This window comes from Geodermatophilus maliterrae (assembly GCF_041018925.1).
Classification (GTDB): Bacteria; Actinomycetota; Actinomycetes; order Mycobacteriales; family Geodermatophilaceae; genus Geodermatophilus; species Geodermatophilus maliterrae.
In genome coordinates this window covers 1-20578 of record NZ_JBFNXQ010000059.1, presented here as the reverse complement: position 1 = coordinate 20578, position 20578 = coordinate 1, and the positions used below count along the sequence as shown (strand labels likewise).

Sequence of the window (20578 nt, the reverse complement as noted above, 5' to 3'; positions counted from 1 at the left end):
TCAGTCCTCCCGTGCCGGGGACGCCGGCCAGTTCTTGGCCAGCAGCGCCCGCGTCTCGGCCAGGACCTGCGGCAGGACCCGGGTCAGCCCGAGGACCGGCATGAAGTTGGTGTCACCGCCCCAGCGCGGCACCGCGTGCTGGTGCAGGTGGTCGGCGATGCCGGCACCGGCCACCGCGCCCTGGTTCATCCCGATGTTGAAGCCGTGCGCGCCGGTCACCTGTCGCACCACCCGCATCGCCGTCTGCGTGAACGCGCCCAGCTCGGCGACCTCGGCGTCGGTGAGGTCGGTGTAGTCGGGCACGTGCCGGTACGGGACCACCATGAGGTGTCCGGCGTTGTACGGGTAGAGGTTCAGGACGGCGAAGACCGTCTCGCCCCGGGCGACGACCAGCCCCTCCTCGTCCGGCATGGACGGGATGAGGCAGAACGGGCAGTCGTGCTCACCGGTGGGCTTGCCCGAGCCGCGGATGTAGGCCATCCGGTACGGCGTCCACAGGTGCTCGAAGACGGTGGCCGGGCCGCCGTCGTCGCTGGAGACCGGGACGGAGAACCCGTCCGGGCCGGTGGTCACGCGCTCCCCAGCGGCGTCTCGGCGGTGGGGTCGGCGTTGTGGCGGGCGCCCACCCAGGCGGCGACGGCCGCGACGGCCTGGTCCACCGGCACGCCGTTGCGCTGGCTGCCGTCGCGGTAGCGGAAGGACACCGCACCGGCCTCGGCGTCGGTGGCCCCGGCGATGAGCACGAAGGGGGTCTTCTGCTTGCTGGCGTTGCGGATCTTCTTCTGCATGCGGTCGTCGGAGTCGTCGACCTCGACCCGGACACCGCGCTCCTGCAGCCGCAGCGCGACGTCGCGCAGGTAGGGCACCTGGTCGTCGGTGACCGGGATGCCGACGACCTGCACCGGCGCCAGCCACGCCGGGAACGCGCCGGCGTAGTGCTCGGTGAGGACGGCGAAGAAGCGCTCCATCGAGCCGAACAGCGCCCGGTGCAGCATCACCGGCTGCTGCCGGGACCCGTCGGCGGCGGTGTACTCCAGGCCGAAGCGCTCGGGCTGATTGAAGTCGACCTGGATGGTGGACATCTGCCAGCTGCGGCCGATGGCGTCGCGGGCCTGCACCGAGATCTTCGGGCCGTAGAACGCCGCGCCGCCCGGGTCGGGCACCAGCTCGAGGCCGGAGTCCAGGGCGGCCTGGCGCAGCGCCTCGGTCGCGACCTCCCAGCTCTCGTCGGTGCCGACGGACTTCTCCGGGTCGCGCGTGGACAGCTCCAGGTGGAAGTCGGACAGGCCGTAGTCGGCGAGCAGGCCCAGCACGAAGTCGAGCAGGCCGCGCAGCTCACCGACCATCTGCTCGGGGGTGCAGTAGATGTGCGCGTCGTCCTGGGTGAAGCCGCGGGCCCGGGTGAGGCCGTGGACGACGCCGGACTTCTCGTACCGGTAGACGGTGCCGAACTCGAACAGCCGCAGCGGCAGTTCCCGGTAGGACCGCCCGCGGGACCGGAACACCAGGTTGTGCATCGGGCAGTTCATCGGCTTGAGGTAGTAGTCCTGCCCCTGCCGCCGGACGGTGCCCTCGGCGTCGCGCTCCTCGTCCAGCTGCATGGGCGGGTACATGCCGTCGGCGTACCACTGGAGGTGACCCGAGGTCTGGAACAGGTTGGCCTTGGAGATGTGCGGGGTGTTGACGAAGGAGTAGCCGCCCTCCTCGTGCCGCTGCCGGCTGTAGCTCTCCAGCTCGCGGCGGACGATCCCGCCCTTGGGGTGGAAGACCGCCAGGCCCGAGCCGATCTCGTCGGGGAAGCTGAACAGGTCCAGCTCCGCGCCGAGCCGCCGGTGGTCGCGGCGCTCGGCCTCGGCCACCTGCTCCAGGTACGCCTTGTGCGCCTCGCGGCTCTCCCACGCGGTGCCGTACACGCGCTGCAGCTGCGGGTTCTTCTCGCTGCCCCGCCAGTAGGCCGCCGCCGACCGGGTCAGGCTGAACGCCGGGATGGTGCTGGTGCGCGCCACGTGCGGGCCGCGGCACAGGTCGGTCCACACCCGGTCGCCGGTGCGGGCGTCGAGGTTGTCGTACATGGTCAGCTGCGCGCCGCCGACCTCGACGTCGGCGCCCTCCGCCGCCTCGCCGGCACCGCCCTTGAGGCCGATGAGCTCGAGCTTGTACGGCTCGTGCGCCAGCTCGGCGCGGGCGGCGTCGTCGTCGATCTCGCGGCGGGCGAACCGCTGCCCGGCCCGCACGATCTGCTGCATGCGCTTCTCCAGCGCCTGCAGGTCGTCGGGGGTGAAGGGCCGCTCGGGGTCGAAGTCGTAGTAGAAGCCGTTCTCGACCGGCGGGCCGATGCCCAGGCGGGTGCCCGGGAAAAGGTCCTGCACGGCCTGGGCGAGCACGTGCGCGGTCGAGTGCCGGATGACCGCGCGGCCCTCCGGGCTGGCGGCCGGCACCGGCTCGACGTCGGCGTCGGCCTCCGGCGCCCAGGCCAGGTCGCGCAGGTCGCCGGTGGCCAGGTCACGGACGACGACGGCGCCGTCGGGGCCCTTGAGCGCGACCCCGGCGCCCTTGAGTGCCTGCTCGGCCGTCGTCCCGGCCGGCACCCGGATCGGGGCGGCGGCGGCGGGGGTGGGCGCGGCGGACACGGGGTCTCCTGGGGGTCGCTCGGGGTGCGGGTCGTCGTCCGTCCGGTCCGGACGGGCACCGGTCAGCGTAACGAGCCCGTCCGCCGCGCCCGGGCCACCCGACACCGTGACGAGGGCCCGGCTACTCCGTCGTGACGGGATCGCCGACGGCGACCGTGCCCGGCTGCACCACCTCGGCGTAGACGCCCAGGCAGTGCTTCGGCAGGCGGGTGACCTCCAGCACGGCCGAGCCCAGCCGCAGCCGCCGGCCCACCCAGCCGCGCTCGTCGTCGCCGGGCAGGTCCAGCACGAGGTTGGCGCGCGGGTCGTCGGCGCCGCACCCGGCCGGGACGATGCCGGCCGCCGCGCGGTCGAGCGCCTGCCGCGAGACCAGGTGCACCGCCGCTCCGCCGTCGGGCCGGCTGCCCAGCGGCTCGAGGTGCACCGGCTCCCGGAGCGCGGCGGTGATCGCGGCCGCGTCGGCAGCGGGGTCGCCGGTGGCGGGGACACCGGCCAGCGCGGGTGCGTCCTTGCCGCGCAGCTGCCGGCCGGCGCCGGTGACGGCGGCCCACGCACGGTCGCCGGCCAGGCCCGCGGGACCGACGTCGGCCCGCGGCAGCGACCTCCCGGCGCACCCGCGCACCGGGTAGACCGAGACCGTCACGACCGTGCCCGCTGTCACGACCACCACGCTACGGCGGCTGTAGCAACCGCGTCGCTCAGGCGGCCTGCCCGCTGCGGCGGCGCAGCCGGCGCAGCTGCGCGTCGAGGTAGGGCCGGGCCCGCCGCTGGCCACCGCGGACGGCGATCGCCTCGGCCAGCTCGCCGAGCACCCGGCCAAGGCGCTCCTCGTCGGCCGGCCAGCCCCGGCGCAGGCACTCCTCCAGCCACTCGACCGGCGCGGTGTGCCCGCGCTCGGTGTTGCAGCGACGGCAGGCGGCGACCTCGTTCTCCAGCCACGAGGGGCCGCCCTTGACCCGGGGGACGACGTGCTCGGTCGTCGGGGTCACCTGCCCGGAGAGCGCGCGGCCGCACCAGATGCAGGTGGGGCCGTCCCGTTCCACGGCCGCCTCCAGGCGAGCGGCCCTGTCCAGTGCCATCTCCCCCATGGTGCGCCCGATCCGCGCACGGCGGTGGGCGAGGTCGGGCCGGCCGCTCCCCCAGGCGGCGTCGGGGTCGAACCCCTGGTCGGGCTCCCCCGCCGGTCACCAGGGCATCGTGGCAGGGTCGGCGCGCCACCACCGATGAGTTCCGGCGTCGGCCGTCGTCTCCTCCACGACCGAGCCGCCGGGCGCACGAGACCCGGTCACCGACCTGACGAGGAGCACGACATGGGCGCGATCAAGGTGCACGAGTTCACCACCGTCGACGGGGTCGTCGACGTCCCGATGTGGACGGTCGACTACGGCTTCCCCGACGACCTGTCCGACTCGATCGGCGCGCTCACCGGCGCGGCCTCGGGCATCCTGCTCGGGCGCACGACCTTCGAGATGTTCGCGCCGGCCTGGTCCACGCGGACCGTGGAGGACGACCCCGGCGCGCCGTTCTTCAACGACACCCGCAAGCACGTCGTCTCCTCCACGCTGGAGGACGCCGAGTCGGTCTGGCGCAACTCCGGCGTGCTCGGCGGCTACGACGCCGGCCGCATCCGGGAGCTCAAGGAGCGCGAGGACGGCGACCTCTACGTCAGCGGCAGCGCCACCCTCGTGCGGGCGCTGGTCGCCGACGGCCTGGTCGACGAGCTGCACCTCTACGTCTACCCGCTGGCCGTGGGCACCGGCATCCGGCTGTTCCCGGAGGGCACCTCGCAGAAGCTGTCGCTGCTGGGCGCCGACGCCCTGAGCAACGGCGTCGCGCACCTGACCTACGGGCCCGCTGCCGGCTGACCCCCGGGACGGCGAGAGGGCCGGGCTCCCGTTCGGGAGCCCGGCCCTCCGGCGTGCGTGGGCGATACTGGGTTCGAACCAGTGACCTCTTCGGTGTGAACGAAGCGCTCTACCACTGAGCCAATCGCCCGCTGCGGCGTCCATGATGCCAGACGCTCAGCGCCAGAGCGGCACCCACCCCGGCACCCAGTCGGGGACGCCCATGACGTGCAGGCCGACGACCAGCGCGCCGTAGACGAACGCCGCCGTCAGCGCCGCGACGCCCAGCCGGACCCACACCCGCTGGCGGCCGAGCCACTCGGTCCAGGCGCTCACGTGGCGCTTGGTGAACTCGAGCAGCCGCTCGGCCCACATGAACTCGGTGGCGAGCACGAACAGGCCGGCGATGACGGTGAGCCACCCGGGTCCGGGCAGCGGGATGGTGACCAGGCCGACCGCGACGACCAGGCCGCCGACGATGCCGACGCCGAGCCGGTAGGCGTGGTCGATCGACCGACGGGCGGCCACCCGCGTGCGCCAGCGGGTCCCCGCGACCCGCTCGCGGAGGCTGTGGTGGCCGTCCTGCGCGAAGTGCTCCCGCCGCTCCGCCGCGGTCGGTCGTGCCCGCCGTTCCCGAGGGACCGGCGACACGGTGTCCTGTCCGCTCAGCTGGTCACCTGCCCAATCGCCACCACGTCCGTCGGTTCCGACGGAGCCTGACGACCGGGCTCGATGCTGACGGCGTAGGCCTCGTAGTCGTCGAGACCGGTCGACGCGGAGCCTACGGTCCGCAGGTCCGTTCGTGGGGACACGACGTCGAAGGTGCCGAGGGGCACCTCGGGGGCCTCCCCCTGCAGGCCCCAGACCACGTAGGTGCTGTCACTGCTGTCGTTGACCCGCAGGCCGTGGCTGACCACCTGCACCTGGCCGTCGCGGGCCACCACCGTGGCCACCGACTGGCCGTCGTCGTCGGTGACCGGGGCGATGGTCGCCCGGCCGGGCTGCAGCAGCGCCTCCACGACCTCGGCCCGCTCGGCGGCCACCGCCTGCGCCTCGTCGCGCGCCGACCCGAGGACGACGTTCCAGGTGCCCAGCGCCAGGATCGCCGCGACCGCGGCGGCCACCAGCGCGTTCGGCACCACCCGCCGCCACGCCGTCCGCTCGGGGTCCTCGGCCGGTGCCCGGTAGGCGGGCAGACCGGTGGCCGCGGGACGGTCGGTCCGCCGCCGGCCCGCGGCCGGGCCGGACGCCGCGGGGCCGGTCGGCGCCGGCAGGCCGGGCTCGGTCAGGGCCGGGTCCTGGACCCCGGCCGGCGGTGGCAGCTGCTCGGTGCGCTCGACGGCGGCCCGCAGGCGGTCGCGCAGGTCCGCGGAGGGCTCGGCGGGCGGGAGGTCGGAGGCCAGCGCGGACATCACCTCGGAGGTCTCGGCGACCGTGCGCGCGCAGCGCGGGCACTGCGGCAGGTGGGCGCCGAAGACGGTCTCGTCCTCGGGCTCGAGCGCGTGCAGCGCCCAGCCCACGGCGAGCTCGTCGAAGGGCTCGTGGGAGTCGGGACGCGCGCTCACCGGGCGCCTCCGTCGACTGCCGCGGGACCGCTCAGCGCGCCCCCGGCCGTGGCACCGGCCACCGTTCCGAGCTCCTCCTTGAGACGGCGCATGCCGGCGAGCATGCGCGTCTTCACCGTCCCCAGCGGGGCGTGGGTCAGCGCGGCGACCTCCCGCTGGGTGTAGCCGCCGTAGTAGGCCAGCGTCAGTGCCTCCCGCTGGGCGTCGGGCAGCGTCCCGAGCGCGGTGCGCACCCGCTCGGAGACCACGCGGGCCCACGCCTCGTCCTCGACGTCCCGCGCGGTGGTCGGGGCGGTCAGCGCCAGGTCGTCCTCGGCGCGCGTCAGACGGCGCCGGTGGGACTCCTCGCGCCGGACCGCGTCGACCGCCTTGTGGTGCACCATCGCCATCAACCAGGAGGAGAAGCTGCCGCGCGCCCGGTCGTAGGCGTGCGGATCGCGCCAGACGCTGAGGAACACGTCCTGGACGACGTCCTCGGCGAGGGTGTCGTCGGCCAGGATGCGGCGCGCCAGGGCGAACGCCGGCCGGCGGAACCGGTCGTAGAGGTCGTCGACAGCACCCCGCTCGCCGGCGCGCACCCGCGACACGAGGTCCGCGTCACCGGAGTCGCCCTCCGGACGTCGTGCCGGGCGCGTCACGGCTCCCATCGTCACACGGCGCGTTCGTGCGCTGCAGTCACCTCGGTTCACCGCGCCGGGACGGCTCCGGCGGGAGCACCCGGACGGGCGACACGCCCGGGGAGGAGAGCGCGCAACATCCGGCGGCCCCGGTCGTTCTACACGTCATGGCCCACCGAGCTCCCCTCGGGTACACCGTCCCCACGACGCTGCACCTGGTCGGTCCGACGTCCTGGACCGAGGTCCCCGCGGTCCTCCGCTACGCGGTGGACGACCCGTTCGCCGTGCGCATCGGTTTCGGGGACGCCGACGACGGGGCCGACGACGGCATCACCTGGCTGCTCGGCCGCGAGCTGCTCGCCGCCGGCCTCGAGCGCCCCGCCGGGGACGGCGACGTGCGCCTGTGGCCGGCCCGCACCAGCGGCGACGTCCTGTACCTGCACCTGCGCGCGCCCTCGGGCGAGGCGCTGTTCGAACTGTCGCGGGCGACGGTGGCCGCCTTCCTGCAGCGGACCGAGACGCTGGTGCCCACCGGTCAGGAGACGGCCGCTCTCGGCGTCGACGAGGAGCTGGCCGCCCTGCTGTCCAACGGCGGCGCCGACCCCGGAGCGCGCTGACCTGCGGGGGACCCCCCGTGAAGGGGCTCCCCGAGGTCGGGTATGGTTCCCTCCGTACGACAGCAACGCGGACGTGGCTCAGTTGGTAGAGCATCACCTTGCCAAGGTGAGGGTCGCGGGTTCGAATCCCGTCGTCCGCTCGGGACCTCGGGCGCTGGTCGCGAGACCGGCGCCCGTGTGTGCGGTGGAGTGGCCGAGAGGCGAGGCAACGGCCTGCAAAGCCGTCTACACGGGTTCAAATCCCGTCTCCACCTCGCCTCCGCGCCGGTGGAGCGGGCCGGTCGGCAGACCGGACTCGGGCGATTGGCTCAGTGGTAGAGCGCTACCTTGACACGGTAGAGGTCACTGGTTCGAACCCAGTATCGCCCACACCAGCAGGGCCCCAGGTCGTCGACCTGGGGCCCTGATCCGTTCCCGGGGTCATCTCCTCCCGGAGCTCCGGCAGGCGGTCGGCCGCCCGGCGGGCGTCGCGGAGCCGCCGGTCAGGGGTCACCGGCCGTTCCCCTGGTGCGCGGGAGGACGCGCTCGGTCCAGAAGCGGTCCACCTGCTCGGCCAGCCCCTCGGGTCCGCCGCTGTTGTCCAGGACGACGTCGGCCACCGCCCGCCGCTGCTCGTCGGTGGCCTGGGCGGCGATCCGAGCACGCGCGTCGTCCTCGCCGAGGCCCCGCAGGACCAGCCGGGCCACCCGGGTCCCGAGGTCGGTCTCGACGACGAGCACCAGGTCGTGCGCGCCGGCCTGCCCGGTCTCCACCAGCAGCGGCACGTCCTGGACGACGACGGCGTCCGGGTCGGCCTGCTCGATGACCTCCCGCGCCCTCGCCCGCACCAGCGGGTGCACGATGCCGTCCAGGCGCGCCCGGGCCTGGGGGTCGGCGAAGACGATCGACGCCAGCGCGGCCCGGTCCAGCGAGCCGTCGGCGGCGAGCACGCCGGGCCCGAAGGCGCCGACGACGGCCGCGAGACCCGGCGTGCCCGGCTCGACGACCTCACGGGCGATGCGGTCGGCGTCGACGACCACCGCGCCGCGGGCCGCGAGCAGTGCCGCCACCGTGCTCTTGCCCGACCCGATCCCACCGGTCAACCCGATCCGCAGCATGCACGGACGGTAGCCAGCACGCCGTCCGCGGTCACGGACGGGTAACAGCCGTCCGTCCTGCCCGGCGCGTCGCACCAGTCACACCCGTCACAGCTCATAACGTCCGCCTCGGCGATCCCCCGCCAGACCGCAGCCCAGGAAGGCAGGCACCCCGATGTCGCAGACCCGCACCGCTCCCCCGTCGGTCGCTCCGCGCTCGCGCGCCGCCGGCCGGCACCGGATGGGGAGCGCGGGCGGGATCCGGGTAGCCGACCTGCCGGCCGTCCGCGAGCGCCTGGCCCTGCGCGAGGCGGCTCCGTCGCGCCGCACCTTCCTCCGCTGGCTGCTCGACGCCGCGCCCGCCGGCCGGCACACCTGGCAGGGCCTGGCCGCCGCCGGCGGCCGGCCGCGCTCGGCCTTCGCGATCATCCTCAGCCTCTGAGCCGCGGCGCCCGCCCGGTCGGGGAAGCCGGGCGGGCGCCGCTCCCCCTGTCCGTCCCCGGACACGACGGAGGCCCAGGACCTCGCAGGTCCTGGGTCTCCGTCGTCTCTGCGACCGTCAGCGTGCGGTCAGCAGGTCACTCCCCACCGGCGAGCTTGGCCCGCAGTGCGGCGAGTGCCTCGTCGCTGGCCAGCGTGCCGCCCGACGGAGCCTCGGGGCTGGCCGTGTCACCGCCGGAGGAGTAGTTGCCACCGGCCGCAGCCTCCGCGTCGGCCTCGCGGGCCGCGGCGATCTGCTTGCGGTGCGCCTCGAAGCGGGCCTGGGCCTCGGCGTACTGCCGCTCCCACGTCTCGCGGGCCTCGTCGTAGCCCTCGAGCCACTCCCCGGTCTCCGGGTCGAAGCCCTCGGGGTAGATGTAGTTGCCCTGGTCGTCGTAGGCCGCGGCCATGCCGTAGGCGGCGGGGTCGAACTGCTCCTCGTCGCCGACGACGCCCTCGTTGGCCTGCTTGAGCGACAGCGAGATCCGGCGCCGGTCGAGGTCGATGTCGATGACCTTGACCAGGATCTCGTCGCCGACCTGCACGACCTGCTCCGGGATCTCCACGTGCCGCTCGGCCAGCTCGGAGATGTGGACCAGGCCCTCGATGCCCTCGTCGACCCGGACGAACGCGCCGAAGGGCACCAGCTTGGTGACCTTGCCCGGCACGACCTGGCCGATCTGGTGGGTGCGGGCGAACTGACGCCACGGGTCCTCCTGCGTCGCCTTCAGCGACAGGGAGACCCGCTCGCGGTCGAGGTCGACGTCGAGGACCTCGACGGTGACCTCCTGGCCCACCTCGACGACCTCGGAGGGGTGGTCGATGTGCTTCCAGGACAGCTCGGAGACGTGCACGAGGCCGTCCACGCCGCCCAGGTCGACGAACGCGCCGAAGTTGACGATCGAGGAGACGACGCCGGTGCGCACCTGGCCGCGGGCGAGCTTGTTGAGGAACTCGCTGCGGACCTCGGACTGCGTCTGCTCCAGCCACTGCCGGCGGGACAGGACGACGTTGTTGCGGTTCTTGTCGAGCTCGATGATCTTCGCCTCGAGCTCGCGGCCCACGTAGGGCTGCAGGTCGCGGACGCGGCGCATCTCGACCAGCGAGGCGGGGAGGAACCCGCGCAGGCCGATGTCGAGGATGAGACCGCCCTTGACGACCTCGATGACGGTGCCGGTGACGACCTCGTCGGCTTCCTTCTTGGCCTCGATCGTGCCCCAGGCGCGCTCGTACTGGGCGCGCTTCTTGGACAGGATCAGGCGGCCTTCCTTGTCCTCCTTCTGGAGGACGAGGGCTTCCACCTCGTCGCCGACCTTGACGACCTCGTTGGGGTCGACGTCGTGCTTGATGGACAGCTCGCGCGAGGGGATGACGCCCTCGGTCTTGTAGCCGATGTCCAGCAGCACCTCGTCCCGGTCGACCTTGACGATGACGCCTTCGACGATGTCGCCGTCGTTGAAGTACTTGATCGTCTGGTCGATCGCGGCGAGGAAGTCCTCGGCGGTGCCGATGTCGTTCACCGCGATCTGGGGGGTGCTGTCAGGACGGACCTGGGTGGAGGTCATGTGGTCGAGTGCTCCGGACGGGGGGTGCGTAGGGACGGGGGTACCGCGGCCGGGTGACCGCGGGTGGCGGGGAGAGCCGGCGCGGGCCGATCCCTTGCGGGTACAGCACTGACAGACCTCTGGCGCTGCTCCATGGTACGGACGCGAGCGCACGCGGGTCCACCTGGGTGGGCGACCTCCGCCCACCCTCCGCGGCGTGTCACGATCGGCGTGTCATGCCCCCGCCGCCCGCTCTCCCCCTCGGTCCCGACGGCTACCCCGCGGCCGGGGGCGTCGAGCGCCGCACCGCCGGGACGGCCGAGTCGGTGCGCGCGAACCGCGGCTGGTGGGACGCCGCGGCGCCGGCCTACCTCGCCGAGCACGGCGATGACCTGGGCGACGTCGACTTCCTCTGGTGCCCGGAGGGACTGCGCGAGGCCGAGGCGCACCTGCTCGGCGACGTCGCCGGGCGGCGGGTGCTCGAGGTCGGCTGTGGCTCGGCGCCCTGCGCCCGGTGGCTGCGCCGCGCCGGCGCCGACGTCGTCGCCCTCGACCTCTCCGCCGGGATGCTGGCCCGTGCCGCCGGGCTCGGCCGCGCCACCGGGATCGGCGTCCCCCTGCTGCAGGCCGACGTCGGCGCGCTGCCGCTGGCCGGTGCCTCGTTCGACGTCGTCTGCTCGGCGTTCGGCGGGCTGCCGTTCGTCGCCGACGTCGAGGGCGCCCTGGCCGAGGTCGCGCGGGTGCTGCGGCCGGGCGGGCGGGTGGCCGCCTCGGTGAACCACCCGTTCCGCTGGCCGCTGCCGGACTCCCCCGACCCCGACGACCTGTGCGTCGTGTCGTCCTACTTCGACCGCCGCCCCTACGTGGAGACCGACGGCGAGGGGGGCACCGTCTACGTCGAGCACCACCGCACCGTCGGTGACTGGGTGCGCGCCGTCGTCGGTGCCGGGCTGGTCCTCGACGACCTGGTCGAGCCGGAGTGGACGCCGGGCCGCACGCAGGTGTGGGGCCAGTGGTCGCCGGCCCGCGGGGCCCTGGTCCCGGGCACGCTCGTCCTGGTGGCGCACCGACCCTGACCCTCGACCTGAGCTCGACGGTCAGCCCTGCGGCTGGGCGGCGAGCCAGCGGTCCGCCGCCCGTGCGCCGCGCAGCCGGACGACGACCAGCCCACGCGTCCGCGCGGCGGCACGGAACGCCACGGCGTTGCTCCGCCGGATCGCCGCGAACCCCCGTCCGTTCACGACCCACAGCGGGTGCGACGGCCGCGCCCAGTTCCGCACCTGCTCGGTGTTGCCGTTGTAGAGCGGTCGCCGGTCCACCGCCCGCACGACGGTGCGGCGGGCCAGCCGCCCCGCGACCAGCCACCAGGGGTGGTCCAGCCAGACGACTGCCTCGGCGGCGGCGAGCAGCCGCGGCTGCACCGACGGGTACTGGTACTCCGTCACCCACCGGCCCGAGGCGAGCAGGGCGTCGACGTCGGCCTCGAACTCCGGACGCGGCACCCAGCCGGGCCCGTGGAACAGCGCGTCCATCTCGGTGTGCGGCAGGCCGAGCCGCCGGGCGAGCTCACGGGCCAGCGTCGTCTTGCCCGCACCGGGGCTGCCGGCGACCAGGACCCGCTGCACGCCCAGGGGCAGCGGCCCGGCCCCGGTGCAGGGGCCCGTGCCGAGCGTGCGGGGCACGGGGGGCACCGGGGTCCTCTCCTCAGTGGGCGGCGGCGTCCCAGCTGGCGCCCAGGCCGACCGAGACCTCCAGCGGGACCGACAGCCGCGCGGCCCCGGCCATCTCGCGGCGGACCAGGGTCTCCAGCGCCTCCCGCTCCCCCGGCGCCACCTCGAGCACGAGCTCGTCGTGCACCTGCAGCAGCATCCGCGAGGACAGCCCCTCGGCCTCGATCGCGCGCTCGACGCCCAGCATGGCCACCTTGATGACGTCGGCGGCCGACCCCTGGATCGGGGCGTTGAGCGCCATCCGCTCGGCCATCTGACGCCGCTGGTGGTTGTCGCTGGTGAGGTCGGGCAGGTAGCGCCGGCGGCCCAGCGTCGTCTCGGTGTACCCGGTCTGCCGGGCGTCGTCGACCACGCCGTCGAGGTACTCGCGGATCCCGCCGAAGCGCTCGAAGTAGGCGTGCATCTGCTCGCGCGCCTCCTCCGGGGAGATCCGCAGCTGCTGGGCGAGCCCGTAGGCGGAGAGCCCGTAGGCCAGGCCGTAGCTCATCGCCTTGATCCGCCGGCGCATCTCCGGGTCGACCTGATCGATCGGGATGTCGTAGGCCCGCGACGCGACGAAGGAGTGCAGGTCCTCCCCCGAGGTGAAGGCCTCGATCAGGCCGGCGTCCTCCGACAGGTGGGCCATGATCCGCATCTCAATCTGGCTGTAGTCGGCGGTCATCAGCGACTCGTAGCCCCGGCCGACGACGAAGGCCTGCCGGATGCGGCGACCCTCGGCGCTGCGGATCGGGATGTTCTGCAGGTTCGGGTCGATCGAGGACAGCCGGCCGGTGGCGGCGATCGTCTGCTGGAAGGTGGTGTGGATGCGGCCGCCGTCGTCGACCATCGGGATGAGCCCGTCGATGACCGTGCGCAGCCGGGTGACGTCGCGGTGGCGCAGCAGGTGCTCGAGGAACGGGTGCCCGGTCGAGGCCAGCAGCGAGGTCAGCGCCTCGGCGTCCGTGGTGTAACCGCTCTTGATCTTCTTGGTCTTGGGCAGGCCGAGCTCGTCGAAGAGCACCGCCTGCAGCTGCTTGGGCGAGCCCAGGTTGATCTCGCGGCCGATGACGGCGTAGGCCGCGGCGGCCGCGGCGGCCACGCCCTCGGCGAACTCGCGCTGCAGCTCGGTCAGCAGGTCGACGTCCACGGCGATGCCGCGCTGCTCCATGCCCGCCAGCACCCGGGTCAGCGGCAGCTCGATCTCCCCGAGGAGGTGGTCGCCGCCCTTCTGCCCGAGCACCTGCTCGAGCGCGTCGGAGAGGTCGTTGACCGCCACGGCCTTGAGGACGTCGGCGTGCGCGGCCTCGGCGGCGAGGTCGGCCTCGCTCGGGCCCATCCCGTCGAGGGTCAGCTGCGGCTCGGGCGCCGCGTCGTCCTTGAGCTCGCGCCTGAGGTAGCGGACGGCGAGGTCGGCGAGGTCGAAGGAGCGCTGCCCGGGCAGCGCGAGGTAGGCCGCGAGCGCGGTGTCGCTGACCAGGCCCTGCAGGTCCCAGCCGCGGGCCCACACCGCCAGCAGCGGCCCCTTGACGTCGTGCGCGACCTTCCCGGCGGCCGGGTCGGCCAGCCACGACGCCAGCGCCCGCTCGTCGGCGACGTCGAGGTCCGGGCCCACGTCGACGAAGACGGCGTGGTCGTCGCCCGCGGCCAGCGCCAGGCCGGTCAGCTCGCCGGTGCCCCGGCCCCACGTGCCCCGGAAGACGACGCCGGTGCGCCCGGTGCGGGCGTGCGCGTCCAGCCAGGCCGACAGCTGCCCGGCCGGGACGTCGTCGGCGGTGACGTCGAAGCCGCCGTCCACCTCGGGCTCGGCGCTGGTCAGCGTGGCGAACAGCCGGTCGCGCAGCACCCGGAACTGCAGGTTGTCGAAGAGGGTGTGCACCTCGTTGCGGTCCCACGCGCGGACGGCGAGGTCCTGCGGGCCGAGGTCGAGGGCCACCGAGCGGTCCAGCTCGGTGAGCCGGCGGTTCTGCAGCACCGACGACAGGTGCTCGCGCAGCTTCTCGCCGACCTTGCCCTTGACCGTGTCCACCCGGTCGACCAGCTCGTCGAGGGAGCCGTACTCGCGGACCCACTTGGCCGCGGTCTTCTCCCCCACGCTCGGGATGCTGGGCAGGTTGTCGCTCGGGTCCCCTCGCAGCGCGGCGAAGTCGGGGTACTGGGCCGGGCTGAGCCCGTACTTGGCCTCGACCTCCTCGGGGGTGAACCGGGTCAGGTCGGAGACGCCCTTGCGCGGGTAGAGGACGGTCACGTGCTCGTTGACCAGCTGCAGCGCGTCGCGGTCACCGGTGCAGATGAGCACGTCCATGCCCTGCTCGACGGCCTGCACGGTGAGCGTGGCGATGACGTCGTCGGCCTCGTAGCCGGGCGCGGTGATCACCGGGACGTGCAGCGCCGCGAGCACCTCCTGGATGAGGCTGACCTGGCCGCGGAAGTCGGTGGGGCTCTCGGTGCGGTTGGCCTTGTACTCGGCGTAGATCTCGCTGCGGAAGGTCTGCCGCCCGACGTCGAAGGCCACCGCCAGGTGCGTGGGCTGCTCGTCGCGCAGCACGTTGATCAGCATCGACGTGAAGCCGTAGACGGCGTTGGTCGGCTGGCCCGTCGTCGTGGAGAAGTTCTCCACCGGCAGGGCGAAGAAGGCCCGGTAGGCCAGCGAGTGCCCGTCGAGGAGCAGCAGCCGCGGCCGGGGCGGGGCGGGCTGGGCACCGGCGGACGGCGAGGCGGCGGGCGCGGAGGTGGTCACCGGAGCGGACATCGCCGCCGATCCTAGAGAAAGGACCCCGGTGCCCCCCACCGCTCGCACGCTCGCAGCGGGACCCTGCACCGGGGCCGCCACTACCCCCACCGCTCGCACGCTCGCAGCGGGACCCTGCACCGGGGCCGCCACTACCCCCACCGCTCGCACGCTCGGGTCGGCTCCCTGCAGCGGGGCCGCGGCTGGCTACCGTGCCGGGCGTGACGACGTCCCCCCCGGCCTGGATCCCCCAGGACGCGCGCAGCCCGCTCGACGACAAGCTCGGCATCGAGGTCGTCGACTACTCCCCCGACCGGCTGGTGGCGACGATGCCCGTGTCGGGCAACGAGCAGCCCTTCGGCCTGCTGCACGGGGGCGCCACCTGCTCGCTGGTGGAGACCATCGGCTCCTGGGCGGCCGTCATCGGGGCCGGCCCGGGCAACCGCGCCGTCGGCGTCGAGCTCAACGCCAGCTACCTGCGCCCGGCCACCGAGGGCACCGTCACCGCCGTCTGCACGCCGGTGCGCCGCGGCCGGACGCTGGCGACCTTCCTCATCGAGGTCACCGACGGGTGCGGCCGGCCCACCGCCAGCGCCCGGCTGACCTGCGCGATCGCGCCGGCCTGAGCCCGGCCCCCTCGCAGGGTCCCGCCGCGAGCCCGCGAGCGGTGGGGGTAGGGGTCCTCGTACCTGCGGCGGGCCTCAGGCCTCGGCGGTGGCGCCGAGGCCCGGGAGCACCCGCGGCAGGGGCCGGCGGTGGGGCACCTGCCGCCGCGGCGCGGGGACGCCCCCGCGCTGCCAGGCGGCCAGCGACCGGACCAGCGTCTCGCGGGGGACGATCCGGCGGGCGGTGAGCGGCGCGAAGCCCATGCGGGCGAAGAAGCGTTGCCGCTCGGCCTCGTGCCCGCCGACGGCGGCCACGACGTGGTCGGCGCCGACGTCCCCGGCGTGCGCCGCGGCCGCGGCCAGCAGCGCGGCCCCCACACCGCGGCGCCGGTGGTCGCGGTGGACGACGAGGTTGTCGACGGTGACCTGCGGGACGCCGAGCAGCGCCGACAGCGGGTCGAGCCCCAGCACGGCGAGCCCCACGGCCACCTCCCCCGTCCGCGCCGCACCCGGGTCGGGCGCGTTGGCCCCCGGGAGGACGGCGATCACGACGCGGTACCCCGGGTCGGCCAGCAGCCGGCGGAAACCCGCGGCGGCCGCGGCACCCGGTGTCTGCCCGGTGAGCACCCCCTCCGCGTGTGCCTCGACGCGGTGCTGGCGCACCAGCGCGAGGACGGCGGGCAGGTCGTCGGCACGCGCCGTGCGCGTCACCACGCGGGACCGCTGACCGGTTCCTGACACGGGAGCCCTCCCCTGGACGGTGGGAGGAGCGTGCACCCGGGCCGCCCGCCGACCGGGCCGACGCGCCGGTCGTGGGACGGGAGTGACACCGCGGGCGTGTCGCGCTTCGGTCACAGCTCGGCGACAGGGAACGGCGACGCAACGGGCCTGGGTTACCGTCCGGGCTCCACTGCCACGACCTGGGAGGTTGTGTGAGGCACCCGTCAGCCCGTGCCGGGCGGACCGGGGAGGCCCGGAGCGCGATCCGCTCCGGCCCCGGGACGGCCGCGCACAAGGTGCTGCTGCGGCTCCTGCTGGTCCTCGTCGCCGCGACCGGCCTGGTCGTCCTGGTCCCCGGGACCGCGAGCGCCCAGGGGGGCGAGCAGGTCATCGGAACGCTGCAGACCAGTCGCAGCGGCCCGATCGAGGGCGTCGAGGTGACGGTCGCGACCGCCACCGGCGACGAGGTCGACAGCGTCGAGACCGACGAGGACGGCCGGTTCGCCATCGACGTCCCCGGGCCCGGCCAGTACACCGTCTCCATCGACGCCGAGGAACTGCCCGACGGCGTCGTGCTCACCGGCGAGGACAGCCGGACGGTCACCGTCGACGCCGGACGGCGCCAACCGGTGCAGTTCGGCCTCAACGACGGCAGCCAGGGCGCCGGCAGCGGCAACGTCGAGGCCGTCCAGCTGCTCGTCGACGGGCTGCGCTTCGGCCTGCTGATCGCGATCTCCGCGGTCGGCCTGTCGCTGATCTTCGGCACCACCGGGCTGACCAACTTCGCCCACGGCGAGCTGGTCACCATCGGCGCGCTGTTCGCCTGGTGGGTCAACACCGGCCTCGGCGTGCCGATCATCCCGGCGGGGATCATCGCGATGATCGGCGGCGCGGCCTTCGGCGCGCTCAACGAGCTGGGTCTGTGGCGGCCGCTGCGCCGGCGCGGCACGGGGCTGATCGCCGCGCTCGTCGTCTCCATCGGCCTGTCGCTGCTGCTGCGCTACATCATCCAGATCGTGTACGGCGGGTTCTCCAACCCCTACTCGGGGCTCGGCACCTCGCGAGCGGTCGACTACGGCCTGTTCCGCCTGACCAACCAGTCGCTGGTGTCGATCGTCATCTCGATCGTCGTCCTGGTGCTGGTCGCGGTCATGCTGCAGCGCACGAAGATCGGCAAGGCGATGCGGGCCGTGTCCGACAACCGCGACCTCGCGGCGTCCTCGGGCATCAACGTGAACCGGGTGATCCTGGTCGTCTGGATGATGGGTGGCGCCCTGGCCGCGCTCGGCGGCGTGCTGCTCGGCCTGTCCGACCAGGTCCGCTGGGACATGGGCTTCCAGCTGCTGCTGCTCATGTTCGCCGGGGTCACCCTCGGCGGTCTGGGCACCGCCTACGGCGCCCTCGTCGGCAGCGTCATCGTCGGCGTCTTCGTGCAGATGTCGACGCTGGTCATCCCGAACGACGTCAAGTACGTCGGCGGGCTGCTGCTCCTCATCGTCATCCTCGTCATCCGGCCCCAGGGGATCCTGGGCAGCCGCGCACGGATCGGCTGAGCCATGGGCGACCTCCTCAACGCACTGGCCGTCGCCGGCAAGTCGGCGTTCGGCTTCCAGGCGGTGTTCTTCGCGCTGCTGGCCATCGGCCTCAACGTGCACTTCGGCTACACCGGCCTGCTCAACTTCGGGCAGATCGGGTTCGCGATGCTCGGCGGCTTCGGCATCGCCATCTCGGTGACCCAGTGGGGGCTGCCGTTCTGGCTGGGCGTGCTCATCGGCATCGCCGCCGCCGTCGTCCTGGCGCTGCTGCTCGGCCTGCCGACGCTGCGGCTGCGGGCCGACTACCTGGCCATCGCCACCATCGCCGCGGCCGAGGGGCTCAGACTGCTCTTCCGGTCGGTGTCGGCCAGCCCCGTCACCGGGGGCACCCGCGGGCTGGCCGCGTTCAACGGCGCCTTCATCGGCCTCGCACCGTGGGACACCAGCCGCCGCTACCCGATCCTCGGCACCCGCTGGAGCGGCGGCGAGCTGTGGGTGGCCCTCGTGGGCTGGCTGCTGGTCGGCCTGCTGTGCCTGCTCGTGTGGCTGCTCATGCGCAGCCCGTGGGGGCGGGTGCTCAAGGCGATCCGCGAGGACGAGGACGCCGTCCGCGCCCTGGGCAAGAACGTCTACCTGTACAAGATGCAGTCGCTGGTGCTCGGCGGCGTCATGGGCGCCCTCGGTGGCATGGTCTACGTGGTGGCCACCGGCGCGGCGAACCCGGACCAGTTCCAGAACGCCAACACCTTCCTGGCCTACACCGTGCTCATCCTGGGCGGCGCCGCGCGCGTGCTCGGCCCGGTCGTGGGCGCGGTCATCCTGCTGTTCGTGATCCAGTTCGCCGACACCGGTCTGCGGGCACTGATCACCAACGGCGTCATCCCGGAGGGGCTGCTGTCGGCCACCGACGTGGCGCAGATCCGGTTCGTCCTGGTGGGGCTGGGCCTGATGCTGCTGCTCGTCTTCCGGCCGCAGGGCATCTTCGGCGACCGACGAGAGGTGATGCTCGATGCCCGCTGAGAAGCAGCCCGCCGACGACACCCCCACCGGCGCGCACGCCGCGTCGCTGGACGTGGGCTCCCCGGCCGCCGGCCCGCCGCGGCGGGTGGCGCAGACCGCGCTGCGCGACGTCCCCTGGGAGGTGGGTGTCGCCAAGCCCGACCCGGTCGTCGTCGTCGAGAACGTCACCCGCACCTTCGGTGGCCTGACCGCGGTGTCCGTCGACCGCCTGGAGATCCAGCGGGGTGGCATCACCGGCCTCATCGGACCCAACGGCGCCGGCAAGACGACGCTGTTCAACCTGCTCACCGGGTTCGACCAGCCCAACACCGGCACGTGGAGCTTCGACGGCAAGCCGCTGGGCAAGCTGGCGCCGCACCAGGTCGCCCGGCTCGGCGTCGTCCGCACCTTCCAGCTCACCAAGGCGCTGTCCCGGCTCACCGTCCTGCAGAACATGCTGCTGGGCGCGCAGGGCCAGCGCGGCGAGAGCTTCCTGCGGGCGCTGGTGCCCGGCACCTGGCGCAAGCAGGAGACGGCCAACACCGAGAAGGCGATGGACCTGCTCCGGCGGTTCAAGCTCGACGCCAAGAAGGACGAGTTCGCCGGCACCCTCTCCGGCGGTCAGCGCAAGCTGCTCGAGATGGCCCGCGCGCTGATGAGCGACCCGAAGGTCGTCATGCTCGACGAGCCGATGGCCGGGGTGAACCCGGCGCTGACGCAGAGCCTGCTCGGCCACGTCAAGGACCTCCGCGAGGAGGGCATGACGGTCATCTTCGTCGAGCACGACATGGACGTCGTCCGCGACATCAGCGACTGGGTGGTCGTCATGGCCGCCGGCCGGGTGATCGCCGAGGGTCCGCCGGAGTCGATCAGCCAGAACCAGGCCGTCGTCGACGCCTACCTCGGCGCCCACCACGACGCGCCGCTCACCGTCGAGGAGGAGGACCGGGTCCTCGCCGAGGCGGAGGCGCGCATCGCCCGTGAGGAGCACGGCGAGGGCGAGGTCCTCGGGACCGACACCACCAGCACCGGGAAGGCCGACCGATGAGCGAGCCGCTGTTCGACGTCGACGAGTCCGGGGAGGACGTCACCCGGGCCGACGAGGCCGCCGCGGGCTCGACCGAGCTCACCCCCGCGGAGAAGGCGGCCACCCGCGAGGAGCACCTGCGGCTGGCCGAGGGTGCCCTGGTGCGCGCCGACGACCTGGTCGCCGGTTACGTGCCCGGGGTCAACATCCTGCGCGGCTGCGACTTCTACCTGCAGGACGGCGAGCTCGTCGGCATCATCGGCCCCAACGGGGCCGGGAAGTCGACGCTGCTCAAGACGCTGTTCGGGCTCATCCCGGTCCGGTCGGGGAACGTGACGCTGCGCGGTGAGGACATCACCTCGGCCCCCGCGCACCGGCTGGTGTCCCTCGGCGTCGGCTACGTGCCGCAGAACAACAACGTGTTCCCCTCGCTCACCATCGAGGAGAACATGCAGATGGGCGTCTACCTGCGGTCGAAGACGTTCAAGGAGCGCTTCGAGTACGTCGTCGACCTGTTCCCGCTGCTCGGCGAGCGGCGCAAGGGCAAGGCCGGCTCCCTGTCGGGCGGCGAGCGGCAGATGGTCGCCATGGGCCGCGCGCTGATGATGGACCCGTCGGTGCTGCTGCTCGACGAGCCGTCCGCGGGCCTCTCACCGGCCTACCAGGACGAGGTGTTCATCCGCTGCCGGCGGATCAACGCGACCGGCGTCTCGATCATCATGGTCGAGCAGAACGCCCGTCGCTGCCTGCAGATCTGCGACCGCGGCTACGTGCTCGACCAGGGCCGCAACGCCTACACCGACACCGGCCGCTCGCTGATGACCGACCCGAAGGTCATCGAGCTCTACCTGGGGACCCTCGCCAAGGCGACGTGAACGCCTG

Annotated in this window: 21 protein-coding genes and 4 tRNA genes; 12 read left to right on the top strand and 13 right to left on the bottom strand. The window is 73.7% G+C overall.

Annotated elements, in window-relative coordinates:
- From ABQ292_RS17195 to ABQ292_RS17180, 4 genes are all read right to left on the bottom strand, one after another.
- Nucleotides 1-573 (bottom strand): HIT family protein, encoded by a 573-nt coding sequence (locus ABQ292_RS17195; protein ID WP_369208595.1) that lies wholly within the window; start codon nt 571-573, stop codon nt 1-3.
- Nucleotides 570-2630, bottom strand: a complete 2061-nt coding sequence (thrS, locus tag ABQ292_RS17190; RefSeq protein ID WP_369208593.1) for a threonine--tRNA ligase — start codon at nt 2628-2630, stop codon at nt 570-572. The genes ABQ292_RS17195 and thrS overlap by 4 nt, the downstream gene beginning before the upstream one ends.
- Before the next feature lie 121 nt (nt 2631-2751).
- Nucleotides 2752-3291, bottom strand: a complete 540-nt coding sequence (locus ABQ292_RS17185) for an MOSC N-terminal beta barrel domain-containing protein (protein ID WP_369208591.1) — start codon at nt 3289-3291, stop codon at nt 2752-2754.
- Nucleotides 3292-3328: 37 nt separating this feature from the next.
- Nucleotides 3329-3709: an HNH endonuclease gene (locus ABQ292_RS17180; RefSeq protein WP_369208589.1), complete on the bottom strand. Its 381-nt coding sequence runs from the start codon at nt 3707-3709 to the stop codon at nt 3329-3331.
- A gap of 231 nt (nt 3710-3940) precedes the next feature.
- On the opposite strand from ABQ292_RS17180, the gene ABQ292_RS17175 reads away from it, so the two are divergent.
- Nucleotides 3941-4495 carry a dihydrofolate reductase family protein gene (locus ABQ292_RS17175; protein ID WP_369208587.1) on the top strand — a complete coding sequence of 185 codons (555 nt, stop codon included), beginning with the start codon at nt 3941-3943 and terminating at the stop codon, nt 4493-4495.
- A gap of 58 nt (nt 4496-4553) precedes the next feature.
- Here ABQ292_RS17175 and ABQ292_RS17170 read toward each other — a convergent pair.
- From ABQ292_RS17170 to ABQ292_RS17155, 4 genes are all read right to left on the bottom strand, one after another.
- Nucleotides 4554-4625: transfer RNA gene (locus ABQ292_RS17170), tRNA-Val, on the bottom strand.
- A 26-nt stretch (nt 4626-4651) separates the two neighbouring features.
- On the bottom strand, nt 4652-5125 hold the full coding sequence (locus tag ABQ292_RS17165) for a TIGR02611 family protein (protein WP_369208585.1): 474 nt from the start codon (nt 5123-5125) through the stop codon (nt 4652-4654).
- A gap of 14 nt (nt 5126-5139) precedes the next feature.
- A complete protein-coding gene (locus tag ABQ292_RS17160) occupies nt 5140-6039 on the bottom strand; it encodes an anti-sigma factor domain-containing protein (RefSeq protein ID WP_369208583.1) in 900 nt (299 codons plus the stop codon).
- Nucleotides 6036-6686, bottom strand: coding sequence for a sigma-70 family RNA polymerase sigma factor (locus tag ABQ292_RS17155; protein ID WP_369208581.1), 651 nt, complete (start codon nt 6684-6686; stop codon nt 6036-6038). The genes ABQ292_RS17160 and ABQ292_RS17155 overlap by 4 nt, the downstream gene beginning before the upstream one ends.
- Before the next feature lie 137 nt (nt 6687-6823).
- Between ABQ292_RS17155 and ABQ292_RS17150 the strand changes: the two genes are divergently transcribed.
- The 4 genes from ABQ292_RS17150 to ABQ292_RS17135 all read left to right on the top strand — a co-directional run bounded on the left by ABQ292_RS17150 (nt 6824) and on the right by ABQ292_RS17135 (nt 7642).
- On the top strand, nt 6824-7273 hold the full coding sequence (locus ABQ292_RS17150) for an SsgA family sporulation/cell division regulator (RefSeq protein ID WP_369208579.1): 450 nt from the start codon (nt 6824-6826) through the stop codon (nt 7271-7273).
- Between the two features lie 67 nt (nt 7274-7340).
- Nucleotides 7341-7413, top strand: a tRNA-Gly gene (locus ABQ292_RS17145).
- Nucleotides 7414-7456: 43 nt separating this feature from the next.
- A tRNA-Cys gene (locus ABQ292_RS17140) sits at nt 7457-7527 on the top strand.
- A gap of 43 nt (nt 7528-7570) precedes the next feature.
- Nucleotides 7571-7642: transfer RNA gene (locus ABQ292_RS17135), tRNA-Val, on the top strand.
- Nucleotides 7643-7755: 113 nt separating this feature from the next.
- Here the strand turns inward: ABQ292_RS17135 and coaE are convergent.
- Nucleotides 7756-8370, bottom strand: coding sequence for a dephospho-CoA kinase (gene coaE / locus ABQ292_RS17130; protein WP_369208577.1), 615 nt, complete (start codon nt 8368-8370; stop codon nt 7756-7758).
- A 154-nt stretch (nt 8371-8524) separates the two neighbouring features.
- On the opposite strand from coaE, the gene ABQ292_RS17125 reads away from it, so the two are divergent.
- Entirely contained in the window at nt 8525-8791 is a 267-nt protein-coding gene (locus ABQ292_RS17125) for a hypothetical protein (protein WP_369208575.1), read from the top strand.
- 136 nt (nt 8792-8927) lie between these two features.
- Here ABQ292_RS17125 and rpsA read toward each other — a convergent pair whose 3' ends face one another.
- Nucleotides 8928-10394 (bottom strand): 30S ribosomal protein S1, encoded by a 1467-nt coding sequence (gene rpsA, locus ABQ292_RS17120; RefSeq protein WP_369208573.1) that lies wholly within the window; start codon nt 10392-10394, stop codon nt 8928-8930.
- A 215-nt stretch (nt 10395-10609) separates the two neighbouring features.
- Between rpsA and ABQ292_RS17115 the strand changes: the two genes are divergently transcribed.
- Complete coding sequence (locus ABQ292_RS17115; RefSeq protein WP_369208571.1) at nt 10610-11449, top strand: class I SAM-dependent methyltransferase; 840 nt, start codon at nt 10610-10612, stop codon at nt 11447-11449.
- A 21-nt stretch (nt 11450-11470) separates the two neighbouring features.
- Here the strand turns inward: ABQ292_RS17115 and ABQ292_RS17110 are convergent, their stop codons facing one another.
- Complete coding sequence (locus ABQ292_RS17110) at nt 11471-12064, bottom strand: AAA family ATPase (RefSeq protein WP_369208568.1); 594 nt, start codon at nt 12062-12064, stop codon at nt 11471-11473.
- Between the two features lie 13 nt (nt 12065-12077).
- Nucleotides 12078-14831 carry a DNA polymerase I gene (gene polA / locus ABQ292_RS17105; protein ID WP_369208566.1) on the bottom strand — a complete coding sequence of 918 codons (2754 nt, stop codon included), beginning with the start codon at nt 14829-14831 and terminating at the stop codon, nt 12078-12080.
- A gap of 200 nt (nt 14832-15031) precedes the next feature.
- On the opposite strand from polA, the gene ABQ292_RS17100 reads away from it, so the two are divergent.
- Nucleotides 15032-15436: a PaaI family thioesterase gene (locus tag ABQ292_RS17100; protein ID WP_369208564.1), complete on the top strand. Its 405-nt coding sequence runs from the start codon at nt 15032-15034 to the stop codon at nt 15434-15436.
- Between the two features lie 75 nt (nt 15437-15511).
- On the opposite strand, the gene ABQ292_RS17095 is transcribed toward ABQ292_RS17100, so the two are convergent.
- Entirely contained in the window at nt 15512-16156 is a 645-nt protein-coding gene (locus tag ABQ292_RS17095) for a GNAT family N-acetyltransferase (RefSeq protein ID WP_369208562.1), read from the bottom strand.
- A gap of 191 nt (nt 16157-16347) precedes the next feature.
- Between ABQ292_RS17095 and ABQ292_RS17090 the strand changes: the two genes are divergently transcribed.
- The 4 genes from ABQ292_RS17090 to ABQ292_RS17075 are packed head-to-tail and all read left to right on the top strand — an operon-like array spanning nt 16348 to nt 20571.
- Entirely contained in the window at nt 16348-17688 is a 1341-nt protein-coding gene (locus tag ABQ292_RS17090; protein WP_369208560.1) for a branched-chain amino acid ABC transporter permease, read from the top strand.
- A gap of 3 nt (nt 17689-17691) precedes the next feature.
- The gene (locus ABQ292_RS17085; RefSeq protein WP_369208558.1) at nt 17692-18690 is read left to right on the top strand and encodes a branched-chain amino acid ABC transporter permease; all 999 of its coding nucleotides are present in this window, start codon (nt 17692-17694) and stop codon (nt 18688-18690) included.
- Nucleotides 18680-19717 carry an ABC transporter ATP-binding protein gene (locus ABQ292_RS17080; RefSeq protein WP_369208556.1) on the top strand — a complete coding sequence of 346 codons (1038 nt, stop codon included), beginning with the start codon at nt 18680-18682 and terminating at the stop codon, nt 19715-19717. Before ABQ292_RS17085 ends, ABQ292_RS17080 begins: the two co-directional genes overlap by 11 nt.
- Complete coding sequence (locus ABQ292_RS17075) at nt 19714-20571, top strand: ABC transporter ATP-binding protein (protein ID WP_369208554.1); 858 nt, start codon at nt 19714-19716, stop codon at nt 20569-20571. Before ABQ292_RS17080 ends, ABQ292_RS17075 begins: the two co-directional genes overlap by 4 nt.
- Nucleotides 20572-20578 lie beyond the last annotated feature (7 nt).

Coding starts and splice junctions, on each gene's coding strand:
- ABQ292_RS17175 (WP_369208587.1), top strand. CDS start 3,941: ATGGGCGCGATCAAGGTGCACGAGTTCACCACCGTCGACGGGGTCGTC.
- coaE (WP_369208577.1), bottom strand. CDS start 8,370: ATGCTGCGGATCGGGTTGACCGGTGGGATCGGGTCGGGCAAGAGCACG.
- ABQ292_RS17155 (WP_369208581.1), bottom strand. CDS start 6,686: ATGGGAGCCGTGACGCGCCCGGCACGACGTCCGGAGGGCGACTCCGGT.
- polA (WP_369208566.1), bottom strand. CDS start 14,831: ATGTCCGCTCCGGTGACCACCTCCGCGCCCGCCGCCTCGCCGTCCGCC.
- ABQ292_RS17125 (WP_369208575.1), top strand. CDS start 8,525: ATGTCGCAGACCCGCACCGCTCCCCCGTCGGTCGCTCCGCGCTCGCGC.
- ABQ292_RS17085 (WP_369208558.1), top strand. CDS start 17,692: ATGGGCGACCTCCTCAACGCACTGGCCGTCGCCGGCAAGTCGGCGTTC.
- ABQ292_RS17115 (WP_369208571.1), top strand. CDS start 10,610: ATGCCCCCGCCGCCCGCTCTCCCCCTCGGTCCCGACGGCTACCCCGCG.
- ABQ292_RS17180 (WP_369208589.1), bottom strand. CDS start 3,709: ATGGCACTGGACAGGGCCGCTCGCCTGGAGGCGGCCGTGGAACGGGAC.
- ABQ292_RS17150 (WP_369208579.1), top strand. CDS start 6,824: ATGGCCCACCGAGCTCCCCTCGGGTACACCGTCCCCACGACGCTGCAC.
- rpsA (WP_369208573.1), bottom strand. CDS start 10,394: ATGACCTCCACCCAGGTCCGTCCTGACAGCACCCCCCAGATCGCGGTG.
- ABQ292_RS17080 (WP_369208556.1), top strand. CDS start 18,680: ATGCCCGCTGAGAAGCAGCCCGCCGACGACACCCCCACCGGCGCGCAC.
- ABQ292_RS17075 (WP_369208554.1), top strand. CDS start 19,714: ATGAGCGAGCCGCTGTTCGACGTCGACGAGTCCGGGGAGGACGTCACC.